The sequence below is a fragment of the Robertkochia sediminum genome (assembly GCF_016786255.1).
Taxonomy (GTDB): Bacteria; Bacteroidota; Bacteroidia; order Flavobacteriales; family Flavobacteriaceae; genus Robertkochia; species Robertkochia sediminum.
The window spans coordinates 112,063-126,079 of the sequence record NZ_JADMKT010000080.1 but is presented as its reverse complement, the minus strand read 5'-3'; the positions used below and the strand labels follow the sequence as shown (position 1 = coordinate 126,079).

Genomic DNA, 14,017 nt, shown 5'->3' with positions numbered 1-14,017 from the left:
GTTTGGTCTTGTTAAAAAATTACTTTTTGTGAGCTACGAGCATATCTACCAAAGTGATAGACGCATCTTCCATGTCGTTTACAATGCTATCGATCTTAGCGATGATGTAGTTGTAAAAGATCTGAAGGATAATAGCCACAATAAGACCAAATACTGTAGTAAGAAGTGCCACTTTAATATCACCTGCAATAAGCGATGCATCAAGTCCACCCGCAGCACTAATCTTATCAAATGCCTGGATCATACCAATTACTGTACCCATGAACCCAAGCATCGGAGCGATCGCGATGAAGAGAGATAACCAGGAAACGTTTTTCTCAAGTTGTCCCATTTGCACACCACCGTAAGCAACAACTGCTTTCTCAGCGGCTTCAACACCTTCGTCCATTCTGTCAAGTCCTTGATAGTAAATAGAAGCAACAGGCCCTTTAGTGTTACGACAAACTTCTTTAGCAGCTTCAACACCACCAGAGGCAAGAGCATCTTCTACATTTTGAGCCAGCTTTTTAGTGTTGGTAGTAGCCATATTAAGGAAGATAATTCTTTCGATAGCTACAGCCAGACCAAGGATCAAACAAAGAAGTACGATCCCCATGAATCCTGCACCACCCTCGATGAAACGATTCTTAAGCTCTTGGTGGAAGGTTCTTGTCTCCTCTGCGGGAGCAGCCTCATCCTGTACAAGAGCAACAGCAGCGTCATCAGCTGCAACGATTTCTGAGGTATTTTCAGTTACAGCGGAAGCCTCATCCTGAGCGTTGGCGTTAGGCGCAGTAAAAGCTAATAATCCGGCTACAGCCAGAATAGAGAATAGTCTTTTCATTTCTTCTAAACTTAAATTTGTTAGTTAATAGGGTTAAAGATAAAAAAAAAATGTTATTAAATGTTAAATACAAAGCAGAGAGGAAGGGATTCGAACCCTCGATACGGTTTTGCCGTATACACACTTTCCAGGCGTGCGCCTTCGACCACTCGGCCACCTCTCTGTATTCTATTTGACGTCTTACGACATTTGGAGCGCCAAATAACGAATTTTTTTTCAGTTGATAAAATTCTCGTCGTTAATTTTAAACCATCTCCCCACGCAGGGAAGTTTCGAAGATCGTCTTGAAAACCTTAGGCCCCACGCCTTGTCCGAGCAGGTACATAAGTTTGGCTACGGCAGCCTCCGTGGTGATATCTTTACCATTGATCACCTTAAGTCGCTTAAGATGAGATGATGTCTCGTAATGCCCCATCATGACACTCCCTCCGGAACACTGGGTCACATTGACCACATGCTTACCCTGAGCAATGGCCTCTTCGATCAATTCGGTGAACCACGTACTGGTAGGTGCATTTCCTGCTCCATAGGTCTCCAAAATAACTGCCCGCACCTCAGCATGCAGCATTAGTGCCGCGATCACCGACCTGGTGATACCCGGAAAGAGCTTGATCACAGCGATGCGATTATCCAGCTCTTTATGCACTTTCAACGGTTTTTTGCTCGTTGGCAGGAGGTATTGGTGATTTACCTTAAGATGCACTCCGCTTTCTGCCAGGGGCGGAAAATTCATCGAAGCAAAGGCTTCAAAATGTTCGGCATTGATCTTTGTAGTGCGATTACCGCGGTAGAGCTTGTACTCAAAATACAAACACACCTCCCGGATCACCGACCTGCCGTTCTTCTTTAAGGATGCGATCTCTATCGCCGTGATCAGGTTCTCTTTAGCATCGGTACGAAGATCTCCGATAGGCAATTGCGAACCGGTCAATATTACAGGCTTGGCCAGGTTTTCAAGCATAAAGCTCAATACCGAGGCCGAATAACTCATGGTATCACTACCGTGCAGCACCACGAACCCGTCGTATTGCTTGTAGTGCTCTTCCACCAGGCTCGCTATACGCACCCAGTGATCGGGATCCATATTAGACGAATCCAGCGGATCTTCAAAGGCATAGGTGTCGATCTCACAATCGAGATGGGATAATTCAGGAATACGCATCAGAAGCTTATCGAAATCAAAAGCGCGAAGCACCCCGGTCTTATAATCCTTGATCATACCTATGGTACCTCCTGTGTAAATAAGCAATATCTTACTCCTGTTCTTCATGCTTCCTGCATTTTATTGACAACGGGATTCGCGTACATCTTTAAAAAGTTCTCCAGCGCCACCGGATCATTATCGTCTACCCGACGTAAAATACGGCGTTGAAACTGACGCAACTCCTTATCGGTGTATTCCGAAGCAAAGGCACTGGTCTCATGAAGCAGGTCATAAGCAATGTAATTGGATGGCCACAACCTGTAGTGCTTATGGATCCTGAGATCGATCAACTCCGTAAGCATTTGCAACTGCTTGTTCACAGGGAGTCCGCTGGCGGCGATCTCATCCAGCTCTTCAGCCAGAGGTGCTGAGGCCGAAATATGTATGCGCTTCTTTTGTCCCGTTGCACCCTTCAAGATACTATTAAAATCTTCGTTTTCCGACTTTATATATTCCTGATCGTAATGCTTGGCCATTAGCTCCGGCATTTTGAGCATATCGGTGGGATCAAATTCATAAGAAATAGCCACAGGCACGATCTTCAGCTTCTTGAAGTACGGCATCAGATCTTCTTCATCGCTACCCAGGGCGATCATCTTAAGCACACCTTGCTGGGTACGGTCGTCTCCATCTTTAGTTCTTCCTTCGCGCTGAGCGATCCAAACAGAGCGATTCACTCCGGTGATCAACTCTCTTATATACGAAGAAACCACTCTGGAGCTTTGAAGCATTTCCCTGACGCCGAGTTTACGAAAGATCAGGAAATTACGATTCAGCCTGGACAGGGCCAGCAGAAACGATTTGCGCACCAGATTATCACCAATAGCCGATGCGGTCATGATCTGACCGTGATCGTGCAAGGCTACATTCAATAAGGAAGTGTCAAGTACGATATCCCGGTGATTCGAGATGAACAGGTATGCCGTATCCGGATCGAGCCTATCAAACCCTTCTGTAGTAAATCCATCTGAAGAGCGCTCCAATACCTGACGAATACTCTGATAGACGATCCTTGTCTGGAAATCGGAAATCGAGTGACAGGCCTTCACCTCTGCCACCACTTCTTGCATGGATTTATCCGGAAAGGTGAAATCTAGCAAGGCCTGAAACATGGGATGCCTCACATAGCTGCAAAGCACCTCATTAACTTCCTCGTCATGATAGGGTCGTATGTCGTTTATTGTTATCAATGGTTGGTTATTTAGACCACAAAACAACGAAATTTTCAGAAACCGCAAAGGGCCCTTTTAAATTCCGAAAACAGTCTGCGAATTTTCGGTAGTGATCCGGGCTACTTCTTCCACACTCAGACCATAGATCTGAGCCATTTTTTCTGCCACCTGCAAGAGGTAGGCACTTTCATTGCGCTTCCCCCTGTATGGCACCGGCGCCAGGTAGGGCGAATCGGTTTCCAACACCATATGCTCAATAGGGAAATCACCCAGAAACTTATCGATCTTACCATTCTTAAAGGTGACAACCCCACCGATACCCAGCTTCATATTACAATCGATAGCACGCTGAGCGTGGGCTTCGGTCCCGGTAAAGCAATGAAAGATCCCGAAAAGTTTATCATCTTTCTCATCTTCCAACACCTCGAACACCTCTTCAAAAGCATCACGGCAATGGATCACCACCGGAAGTCCTTTTTCTTTAGCCCATCCAATTTGGGTATGAAAAGCCTCCTGCTGCTCTTTAACAAAGGTCTTATCCCAGTACAGGTCTATTCCTGTTTCTCCTACCGCATACACCTTATGCGCTTCCATCATTTGTCTTGCCTGCTCCAACTCTTCCCTGAAATTTTCTTTCACATGAGTAGGATGCAAGCCCGCCATAAGATAGATATGATCGGGAAAATCCTTTTTCAATTGCAACATGGACGGTATGTAGGAGGCGTCGATCGCAGGAATAAAAAAGCGTTCAACCCCCGCATCTAAAGCTCGCTGCATCATCGAGTCCCGATCTTCATCAAAGGCCTCACTGTACAAATGGGTATGAGTATCTGTTAAAATCATGGCGCAAAAATAACAGTTTAATCGGCTATATTTGTGAAAACCATGGGAAGATCATGACCAGCCTTAAAAAGTTTCTCAACGACAAAGAATACACCAGAATCAAACTTACCCGAACCAAGACCAATCACTTCGAAATGGACGCCGCTATTAATGGTGTTGCAGGCAAGTTCATCCTTGACACAGGAGCTTCCAGCACCTGTATCGGACTCGATTGTATCGAAAAGTTCAAATTAAACTCAGAGGCATCAGACATCAGGGCTGCAGGAGCCGGCGCCTCTAATATGCCCACAGAGATCTCCAAAAAGAACGAGATCACCATTGGCAACTGGTCACGAAAAAGGATCAAGATCGTGCTCTTTGACCTTACGCATGTAAACCAGGCCCTCATTAACCATAATGCTTCCCCTGTTAATGGTATTATTGGCTCCGATATCCTCAAAAGAGGCAAGGCTATTATAGATTACGACAAGAAGGCGTTGTATTTGAGGGTATGAGCATAAAAAAACCGCCAAACCCAGAGGATTTGACGGCCTTTATATTCATTCACCGGTCGCTTACAGCTCCAGTGCTTTCTTAACATTGTTATCCATAAGAAGTTCTTCCGGATTCTCGAGGGCCTCTTTTACAGCCACCAGGAATCCAACCGACTCTCTTCCGTCAATGATACGGTGGTCATAAGACAGTGCCACATACATAATAGGCCTGATCTCTACCTTACCATTAACAGCAACCGGACGCTCTACGATATTGTGCATCCCGAGGATACCTGATTGCGGCGGATTGATAATTGGCGTAGACAACATGGATCCAAACACCCCTCCATTGGAAATGGTGAAGGTTCCCCCGGTCATTTCATCCACAGTGATCTGTCCGTCACGGGCGCGAATAGCCAGACGTTTGATCTCCTGCTCTACCCCGCGGAAACTCAGATTTTCGGCATTACGCATTACCGGAACCATGAGTCCCTTTGGCCCTGAAACAGCCACAGAAATATCACAGAAATCATAGGTGATCATTTCCTTACCGTCGATCATGGAGTTCACAGCAGGATACATCTGCAAGGCGCGAACCACAGCTTTGGTGAAGAAACTCATAAATCCGAGACTCACTCCGTGCTTGGCCTTAAAGTCTTCTTTATACTGGCTACGCAGCGCAAAGATCGGACTCATATCCACCTCATTGAAGGTGGTAAGCATGGCCGTCTCGTTCTTGGCAGAAACAAGACGTTCGGCCACTTTTCTGCGGAGCATAGAAAGCTTCGAACGGGATACGCCACGACTTCCTCCGCCAGGGGTCCCCATGGATGGCACCGCCTTAACCGCGTCGTCTTTGGTAATTCGTCCGTCTTTTCCGGTTCCTTTTATTTCTTTAGGGTCGATGCCTTTTTCGGCAAGGATCTTTTTGGCCGCAGGACTTGCTGTTCCGCTGGCATAAGTGTCGGCAGCAGGCGCTTCCTTAGGCGCTTCTTTTTCTTCTTTTTTAGCAGGAGCTTTTTCTTCTTCCGCCTTTGGCTCAGACGTTGCTCCACCAGCAGGTTTTTCGGCACTGGTATCGATCAAACACACCACTTCTCCCACAGCTACAGCATCACCTTCTTCGGCTTTTAGGGTGATGATCCCACTTGCCTCTGCCGGCAATTCCAGGGTAGCCTTATCAGAATCAACCTCAGCGATCGCCTGGTCTTTTTCAACGTAATCACCGTCTTCTACCAGCCATTGCGCGATCTCTACTTCTGTAATAGACTCTCCCGGCGAAGGGACTTTCATTTCTAAAATCATCTGTATCCTATTTTAGTCTTAAAAAATTCTTGATTAGTTTATGGTTTTCGAGGCTTTTCTGATACAAATATATCTGATCTCCTCTTTTAATTTTCTTTGTTATCTGCGCACCATATTGTCTTTTGACGCATCAAAAACATAGTCGATAACCTCCTGATGACGAATCTTCGATCGGGTAGCACTTCCTGCTGCCGGCGCCGAATAGAATCGTCTTGAAGCCACTCTGAACTCCCGGGCTTCCGGAAGGTGTAGCAACAGGTACGACCACGCCCCCATATTACGGGGCTCTTCCTGTGCCCAAACCACTTCTTTGGCATTGGCATATCCGGCGATCACCTCACGGATCTTTTCTTCCGGTAGCGGGAATAGCTGTTCGAGTCGAACGAGCGCCACATCATCTCTACCATTTTCTTCTCTGGCCGCAAGCAGGTCGTAATAGAACTTCCCGGTACAGAATACCACCGAAGTCACCTTATCTTTCTTCACTTCCTGATCATCGATCACCATCTGGAAACTTCCATTCGCCAATTCTTCAGCAGAAGAAACTACTTTAGGATGCCTCAGCAAGCTCTTAGGTGTAAATACGATCAACGGCTTTCTAAAGGTCGCCTTCATCTGTCTTCTCAACAAGTGGAAAAAGTTAGCCGGAGTGGTTACATCGGCTACATACATATTGTCTTTAGCACACAATTGCAGGTAACGTTCCATGCGGGCCGAAGAGTGCTCTGCACCCTGACCTTCATATCCGTGCGGCAACAGCATCACCAATCCATTCATCATCTTCCACTTATCTTCAGCAGAAGTAATGTACTGGTCGATCATGATCTGTGCTCCGTTACTGAAATCCCCGAATTGCGCCTCCCAAATGGTCAGGGTATTCGGATTGGCCATGGCATACCCATAATCAAACCCTACCACCCCATACTCTGAAAGCAGGGAATTGTATATATCGAACTGTCCGTTCTGATGATCTCCTAATTCATTAAGAAGTATTACTTCTTCCTCCGAATCTTCAACCTTGATCACCGCGTGACGGTGGGAAAAGGTACCGCGCTCCACATCCTGTCCTGAGATGCGCACCCCGTGACCTTCTTCTAATAGTGAGCCATAGGCCAGGAGCTCTCCCATAGCCCAGTCCAGCTGATCCTTCTCGAAGAACATCTTATAACGCTCCCCGACCAGACGCTGGATCTTTCTTATAAATTTCTTGTCTTCCGGCAGGGTAGTAATGGCCTTGGCTATAGCAGCGAGCTTATCTTTCGGATAAGAGGTGTCGATAGACTCGCACATCCCATCGCGCTTCACCCTGCTAAGTCCTTTCCATTCGTCCTCCATAAACGGTTTGATCACCGTTAGACTTTCTTTTCTGGAATCCTCCAGGTGCTCTTCAAGGCCGGACTTGTATTTTGCATCGAGATCTTTAACATACGACTCATCGACAAGACCTTCTGAGATCAAACGCTGCGCATAGATATCACGTGGATTCTCATGCTTGGCGATAGCCTTATACAATTTAGGCTGGGTAAATCGGGGCTCATCCCCCTCATTATGGCCATACTTTCGATATCCGAGCAGGTCGATGAACACATCGCGCCCAAAACGCATACGGTATTCCAGGGCAAAGGCAGCAGCGTGCACCACGGCCTCCGCATCATCTGCATTAACGTGCATTACCGGACTCAGGGTCACCTTACCTACATCGGTACAATAGGTAGAGGTTCTCGCATCCAGGTAGTTGGTGGTAAATCCGATCTGGTTGTTCACAACCACATGGATCGTACCTCCCGTTCTGTAGCCATCAAGACCGGCCATTTGCGCCATCTCATAAACCACTCCCTGACCGGCAATAGCCGCATCGCCGTGTACAACGATAGGCAACACCTTAGACAGGTCATCGGGTGTATGCTGATCTTGCTTTGCCCGCGTGATCCCCTGCACCACCGGACCAACGGTCTCGAGGTGGGATGGGTTTGGAGCGATATTCATATTGATCTTGTTCCCGTTATCGGTAAGTCGATCACTGGTCCACCCGAGGTGATACTTCACATCCCCGTCAAAGGCGGCTACCTCATAATCTTTTCCTTCGAACTCACTAAAGATGTCTTTAGCGCTCTTACCGAAGATATTGGTAAGCACATTAAGCCTACCGCGGTGAGCCATTCCCATAACGAATTGTTTCACGCCCATTCCTGCTGCCATTTCGACAATAGCATCGAGGGCCGGGATAAGCGACTCATTCCCTTCCAGAGAGAAACGTTTTTGCCCGACGTATTTGGTATGGAGAAACGACTCAAAAACCACAGCTTCACTCAGCTTCCTGAGGATGTGTTTTTTCTGTCCTTCGCTAAATTTCGGGTGATTATCATTCTTGTTGAGCCACTCCTGGATCCACTGAACGATCTCAGGGTGACGAATATGCATATACTCAACTCCGATCGCATCACAGTAGATAGCTTCGAGGTGTCTTACGATCTCCTTAAGGGTAGACGGGCCGATCCCCAACACATCTCCTGCACTGAAAACGGTTTCCAGATCCTTGTTGGAAAGGCCGAAATTCTCCAGAGCCAGGGTAGGGGCGTATTTTCTCCGCTCGCGCACGGGATTCGTCTTGGTAAAGAGGTGTCCTCTTCCCCTGTAGGCATCGATAAGGCGTATCACCTGGAACTCCTTATGAACGTCGGTAGAGATCTCGTACTTTTCGCCTGTTGCAGGAACTTCAACCATATAGGTTTCATCTTCCAGGGCTTGCCTCAACTCTTCGGGAGAAGCACTCTCCATTCCGAAGTCGAAGCCCTGAAAAAAGGCCCTCCAACTAGGTTCTACACTATCGGGATTTATTAAATATTGGTCGTATAACTCCGCAAAAAAAGCGGTGTGAGCCGCATTTAAAAAGGAATATTTATCCATGTTTTCTTTTCAAGGCCGTTAAATGGCAAAATTTTACTGACAAAAGTACAATAATTGCGAAAAACAGCATTCAATTTTAGTATATTTATAACCCATCATAAAGAATTATGAGAATACCTTCGTTTTTTTTCTTAAAACATTTCACACCCCTATTTTTAGCGGTGTTTTTTTACGCAAACGTTAACGCCCAAAGCTATCCCCCCACTCAAAAAAGGGGCTTTGCTGAGAATATTCGCTTTGGCGGAAGCGTCGGCCTCGGTTTTGGAAACAATTTTTTCTCGGCCACCCTGGCTCCAAGTGCCATCTACCAGGTAAATCGGTCCATGGCATTAGGGGCAGGACTCAATTTTAGCTACGCTGCAGAAGACAACTTTTACAAATCGACCATTTTTGGAGGGAGCCTTATCGGACTCTTTAGTCCGGTACCACAGGTACAACTTTCTGCAGAGTTCGAAGAGTTACGGGTTGCGAGAGATTTTGACAGCGATCTTATTGCCGATCAGGATTATTGGTATCCGGCGCTGTTCCTGGGAGCAGGTTATAATACGGGGCCTGTAACGGTAGGGGTACGTTACGATGTGTTGTACGACAGCAGGAAAAGCATCTACGCCAATGCCTGGGCACCCTTTTTCAGGGTCTACTTCTAATAGCGGTTCTTATACCACACCTTTTGCCATTCCCGTTTCAGGATCAAAAAAGACACCTGTGCAGCGAGCTTAACAAGATCGCTCCCGTCAAGCTTTCGCACCTGAGCCTCTGAAACATCGATGATGTACAAGAGATTGAGATAATCGGCAAAACGATCATTCACCAGGTGGTAAACAACTTCATGTAATTCCCTTTTGAGTTCTTCCGGAGCAATGGTTGAAGGGAAGCTGTGTTCGTGATTGGCATAGGCCAGGTCCTTATTGAGCTGGGCTATCAGTTTCGGGTACAGGTTTTCTGCAGACGCCACCGAAAGTAATTCCTGTATCGTTTCTACCTTTTGCATTTCTCCCCCCATAACGCTCAACTATTTTTTTACCCGGGATTCGTTTTGCTTTACAAAAGCCTCCCATCCGGAATAGCTTTTTCCTGCAACCACCTTCCCGCTATTGTAAAAATGACACACCGCAACGGCGAGTCCGTCGGTCGCATCCAGATTCTTAGGGAGGGTCTTGAGCTCCACAATACTTTGCAGCATGCGGGCCACCTGTTCCTTACTGGCACTACCCTTACCGGTAATGGCCATTTTGATCTTTCTGGGGGAATATTCGGTAACAGGGATCTGTCGTGAAAGACCTGCAGCCATGGCTACCCCCTGGGCACGGCCCAATTTAAGCATAGACTGTACATTCTTACCAAAGAAAGGCGCTTCAAGAGCGATCTCATCCGGATGATACGCCTCTATCAATCCGATGGTATGCTCAAAGATCTTCTGAAGTTTCAGGTAATGGTCGGTATACTTTTTAAGGATAAGTTCATCCAGCTGGATCAGCGTGATATGCTGCCCCACGCATTTAATGAGTCCGAACCCCATGATGGTAGTTCCCGGATCGATCCCTAAAATAATTCTTTCGTTCTTCAAGAGCTATTGATTTATGCCATTACCCGACGATGCAAATTAACGCATAAAATACGGGAAGAAGTTTAATTAACTGTGATCAATCCATTTTGAGCACCACCGGCATGACCACCCGGGTATTTACAGGAATATTGCGCTTTAGTGCGGGATACACCTTAGGCATTCGATTTACAGCCAGCTCGATCAGTCCATCGAGGGCAGGGAGCATTTTTTCGGTTTCCTCGCTTTTATTGATCGATATGATAGAGATCTTACCCTTACTATCTATAAGCAACTGGACCTTTACCGTATCCTGAAATCTTTTGCGCACCACCAATTGGTGCTTGCTTAGGGTTCGGTAGATCTGTTCGGTAAATTCTTGCTGAAAACAAAGCTGCTGCGCCTGCCTGTTGGCGGTTTCATCGCAGGAAGGAAAGATCGGGAAATGATCGACATCGTTCCAATTGATACTTTTCATCTCTTCGCGGACGATCTCTTCCGGCGATACTTTTTTGGAATCAAAAAGATCACAAGAAACCAAAAGGAAACAGCAAATGATCAGGGCCAGTTTTTGCATGAAGATTCTTTGTGAGGGGAAAATACGATTTTTTCAGAAATAGAGAACTAATCGTTGTCAATTGACGAAGTGGAGAAAGGCCCGAGCTCCCTTAAAGTAAAAAGGCCGGAACATGATATTCCAGCCTTTTTCACTCAACTTAAAAATATGTCATTACAACTTAAAAACAATCGGATAAGCAAAACTTACAGGCACCGGATTTCCATTTTCATCTCCCCCGGGATTGAGAACGGGCAACGATTCAATGATCCTCCGAGCCTCGGTATCCAGCAGTTCATGTGGTGCCCTTGAATTGATGACCTTCACATTACCGTCGGTATCAATTCTGAAGTTCAGGTAAACCTTTCCTTCGATCCCTGCTGCTTTGGCTTCTTCGGGATACTGAAAGGTTGCTATTACATGCGCATTTAGTTTCTCCTTAAAGCATGCAAAAGCCTCCTGACCATCTGCACAGGGTGTTTTAAAACTGGGTTTCACAGGAATCGTCGTAAAGGGTACTTCCGAAGACCCCGCAATATCATTCTTTACCACCACAGATTCACTATCAGCTTCAACGCCATCTCCCAACTTAAAAATGATCGGATATGCAAAGGTGATCGGTACGGGGGTGCCATCGGCCTTTTTCCCCGGATTGAGTTTTGGTAAGGATTCAATGATCCTGCGAGCCTCAGCATCCAGGAGTTCATGGGGCGCGCGGGTCTGAAGAATGGAAATACTTCCATCGGTATCGATCTTAAAGTTCAGATATACTCTTCCCTGGATCCCTTTTTCCCGAGCCTCCTCCGGATAACGGAACGTTTTTATCACATGGTCATCCAATTGCTCTTTAAAGCAGGTGAAAGCGTCCGCTCCTTCTTCACAAGGAACTTGAAACGAAGGTTTTTCAGCAATTGAGGTAAACGTGTATACAGGATTTTTCTCCTGCTTCTTAGTCATCAGATATTGCTTGTAAGTCATTTTAACCAGCCGGTCTAACTCCTCTTTCAGCTCATCACTCAGACCAACAGATTCATCGAAAGTCTCTTTCTTTAAAAGCCAAAGGGCTCCGGTGCGGTAGAAATACTCTTCAGACATGATCTCTCCATCTGGAGTTTTACTGTAAATATCTTTAGTGAGCTCAAAAATATCGGCACCCGACTCGATCATGGCCTTATACTCATGGTAATACTTTTGTACTTGAGGATCCAGGCCTTCCACCGGGGAGGACTTTGTAGAATCAACTTCCTGCTCACAAGAGGTATACACCAACATCCCCAACAGCAGGGGGATCATTAGCAGGTATTTGAACTTCCTGATCTGTTTCGATCGATTTTGATGTAACATAACAATGCGTTTTTTGATTAATGAATGATTGAAGAATGAATTGACGAAGGAGATCTTCTGAGTCTGAAAGACCTCTTCCAGTAAATATTGATAGGTTTCCTTTTTTCCGTTACCGGCCATTTTAGCATCGGCGATGTATTCGTGAAGCTCAGTGATACGAGCCTGGAACACATAAACCAGCGGATTGAACCAGAAAAGGATACGGAGCACTTCAAAATACAGCAGATCCCAGGTATGTCCTTCCCGTATATGCACCAGCTCGTGTTCGATAATGTGATCGTGCTTACGTTCCAATACTTTATTTCCGAGAAATATCTGCCTGAAGAAGGAGAAGGCGATCTCGCTCTGAGGCACCTCGACCTGCAAATAATCACGAAAACGACGAATGAATCCTGTTTGCCTTAATCGCAGAAGCAAAAGCAATTTGTAAGCAAAGAAAAGGAAGGCAACGCTACTTCCCGCAATAGCCAACCACTCCCACGTATTAAGGTTGTTTCCTGACTCCTGAGCAACAACTTGCACTGCACTTACCGCCTGAGGCTCCAAAAAGATCGCCGGAGCTGCCGCAGACAATATTTCAGGAGCCGTCGTAGTGAGCGCATCCAGTCGAATGAACGGAATTACCAAAGATAACAGGGGTGTTACCAGGAGATACACCCGGTTCCAGTTAAAGAAGGTCTCTTTTTTCAGGAACAGATCGTATACCAGCAGAAACAACAGCTGGCAACTCAACATGATGATCAAATAACGTATCATAACTCCTTATTTTTTTCGATCTCCTTCATGATCTCTTCCATTTCTTTCATGCTCAGGTCATTCTTCTTCACAAAGAAGGAGACCATGCTTTTAAAGGATCCCTGGAAGTATTTTTCCACTACCGAATTGATCGACTGATTACTGTATTCTTCTTTTGCAACCACCGGGAAATACAGATACCCTTTCCCCCTTTGTTCATGATCAACGAAACCCTTGGTCTCCAGGATACGAACAATGGTCGAAACCGTATTATAAGCCGGCTTAGGATCAGGAAATTCCTTGATCATAGCCTTCACACTGGCCTTTTCCAGCTTCCATAACACCTGCATTACTTCTTCTTCTGCCTTGGTTAATTGTTTCATGTCACTCTTGCGTTTTAAAGTGTGGTTCATTCTGCCGGAGCCTTAAATTTTTCAAGCCTTAAAACAACTCAATAAACCTAAATAACTGATCAGCAGATATTCAAATATAACTAAATAATTAGTTCAAACTAAAGTTTTAGTTTAAAAAATGTAACAAAGGTTCTTTATCTTCGTCCTATCACAAACCTCAACTATGGACATACTGCTCGTATTTATTGGCTTTCTCCTCATGCTTATCGGACTGCTGGGAAGTTTTCTGCCGGCACTGCCCGGACCACCGCTCAGTTGGGTCGGACTCCTGCTGCTTTACCTCACCAAAAGTGTCCCCATGAATTGGACCTTACTGGGCGTTACACTCTTTATAGCCCTTTTAGTGGTGGTACTGGACTATATCATTCCGGCAGCGGGCACCAAGCGCTTTGGCGGTAGTAAGGCCGGCGTGTGGGGTACCACTGTAGGACTCCTGGTTGCCCTGGTATTCCCGATATTCGGGATCTTTGGTATTATTATCTGGCCCTTTCTCGGGGCCCTCGCAGGAGAACTCATCAATAAGGCTGAACACAAACAAGCCCTAAAGGCCGCCTTCGGATCCTTCCTCGGATTCCTTACCGGAACCTTTTTAAAGTTTCTCATTGCCATGATCTATATTGGCATGTTCATCTGGAAGGTATGGGAGTACAAAGGGGAGATCTTTTCTTTTGATTGGTTACAAGGGTGACGGGGGTGACA

Annotated in this window: 14 protein-coding genes and 1 tRNA gene; 3 read left to right on the top strand and 12 right to left on the bottom strand. The window is 46.1% G+C overall.

The genetic code is table 11. The features are described 5' to 3' along the window. Positions 1–19 precede the first annotated feature (19 nt). The 5 genes from IS446_RS13845 to IS446_RS13825 form a co-directional block, all read right to left on the bottom strand. Positions 20–823, bottom strand: coding sequence for a MotA/TolQ/ExbB proton channel family protein (locus IS446_RS13845; RefSeq protein WP_203061351.1), 804 nt, complete (start codon positions 821–823; stop codon positions 20–22). Between the two features lie 75 nt (positions 824–898). Then, positions 899–986: transfer RNA gene (locus IS446_RS13840), tRNA-Ser, on the bottom strand. Positions 987–1,067: 81 nt separating this feature from the next. After that, the gene (locus IS446_RS13835; RefSeq protein WP_203061350.1) at positions 1,068–2,093 is read right to left on the bottom strand and encodes an asparaginase; all 1,026 of its coding nucleotides are present in this window, start codon (positions 2,091–2,093) and stop codon (positions 1,068–1,070) included. After that, positions 2,090–3,217 (bottom strand): 1-acyl-sn-glycerol-3-phosphate acyltransferase, encoded by a 1,128-nt coding sequence (locus tag IS446_RS13830; RefSeq protein ID WP_203061349.1) that lies wholly within the window; start codon positions 3,215–3,217, stop codon positions 2,090–2,092. The genes IS446_RS13835 and IS446_RS13830 overlap by 4 nt, the downstream gene beginning before the upstream one ends. Positions 3,218–3,274: 57 nt before the next feature. After that, positions 3,275–4,042 (bottom strand): TatD family hydrolase, encoded by a 768-nt coding sequence (locus tag IS446_RS13825; protein WP_203061348.1) that lies wholly within the window; start codon positions 4,040–4,042, stop codon positions 3,275–3,277. 53 nt (positions 4,043–4,095) lie between these two features. Here IS446_RS13825 and IS446_RS13820 point away from each other — a divergent pair, with 53 nt between their 5' ends. After that, positions 4,096–4,536 carry a retropepsin-like aspartic protease family protein gene (locus tag IS446_RS13820; protein ID WP_203061347.1) on the top strand — a complete coding sequence of 147 codons (441 nt, stop codon included), beginning with the start codon at positions 4,096–4,098 and terminating at the stop codon, positions 4,534–4,536. A 60-nt stretch (positions 4,537–4,596) separates the two neighbouring features. Here the strand turns inward: IS446_RS13820 and odhB are convergent, their stop codons facing one another. Together odhB and IS446_RS13810 are read right to left on the bottom strand one after the other, a co-directional pair. After that, entirely contained in the window at positions 4,597–5,820 is a 1,224-nt protein-coding gene (odhB, locus tag IS446_RS13815; protein WP_203061346.1) for a 2-oxoglutarate dehydrogenase complex dihydrolipoyllysine-residue succinyltransferase, read from the bottom strand. 99 nt (positions 5,821–5,919) lie between these two features. Next, positions 5,920–8,727: a 2-oxoglutarate dehydrogenase E1 component gene (locus tag IS446_RS13810; protein WP_203061345.1), complete on the bottom strand. Its 2,808-nt coding sequence runs from the start codon at positions 8,725–8,727 to the stop codon at positions 5,920–5,922. A 323-nt stretch (positions 8,728–9,050) separates the two neighbouring features. Here IS446_RS13810 and IS446_RS13805 point away from each other — a divergent pair, with 323 nt between their 5' ends. Further along, positions 9,051–9,374 (top strand): alpha-ketoglutarate decarboxylase, encoded by a 324-nt coding sequence (locus tag IS446_RS13805; RefSeq protein ID WP_235996513.1) that lies wholly within the window; start codon positions 9,051–9,053, stop codon positions 9,372–9,374. Here IS446_RS13805 and IS446_RS13800 read toward each other — a convergent pair. The 5 genes from IS446_RS13800 to IS446_RS13780 form a co-directional block, all read right to left on the bottom strand. Continuing rightward, positions 9,371–9,730, bottom strand: a complete 360-nt coding sequence (locus IS446_RS13800; RefSeq protein WP_235996512.1) for a hypothetical protein — start codon at positions 9,728–9,730, stop codon at positions 9,371–9,373. The genes IS446_RS13805 and IS446_RS13800 overlap by 4 nt on opposite strands. 9 nt (positions 9,731–9,739) lie before the next feature. Further along, positions 9,740–10,294, bottom strand: a complete 555-nt coding sequence (gene ruvC, locus IS446_RS13795; protein WP_203061344.1) for a crossover junction endodeoxyribonuclease RuvC — start codon at positions 10,292–10,294, stop codon at positions 9,740–9,742. A gap of 76 nt (positions 10,295–10,370) precedes the next feature. Beyond that, a complete protein-coding gene (locus IS446_RS13790; RefSeq protein ID WP_203061343.1) occupies positions 10,371–10,847 on the bottom strand; it encodes an energy transducer TonB in 477 nt (158 codons plus the stop codon). Positions 10,848–11,000: 153 nt separating this feature from the next. Beyond that, positions 11,001–12,926 (bottom strand): M56 family metallopeptidase, encoded by a 1,926-nt coding sequence (locus tag IS446_RS13785; RefSeq protein ID WP_203061342.1) that lies wholly within the window; start codon positions 12,924–12,926, stop codon positions 11,001–11,003. Further along, complete coding sequence (locus IS446_RS13780) at positions 12,923–13,288, bottom strand: BlaI/MecI/CopY family transcriptional regulator (RefSeq protein WP_203061341.1); 366 nt, start codon at positions 13,286–13,288, stop codon at positions 12,923–12,925. The genes IS446_RS13785 and IS446_RS13780 overlap by 4 nt, the downstream gene beginning before the upstream one ends. 193 nt (positions 13,289–13,481) lie before the next feature. Here IS446_RS13780 and IS446_RS13775 point away from each other — a divergent pair, with 193 nt between their 5' ends. Then, positions 13,482–14,006 (top strand): DUF456 domain-containing protein, encoded by a 525-nt coding sequence (locus tag IS446_RS13775; RefSeq protein WP_203061340.1) that lies wholly within the window; start codon positions 13,482–13,484, stop codon positions 14,004–14,006. Positions 14,007–14,017: the final 11 nt, after the last annotated feature.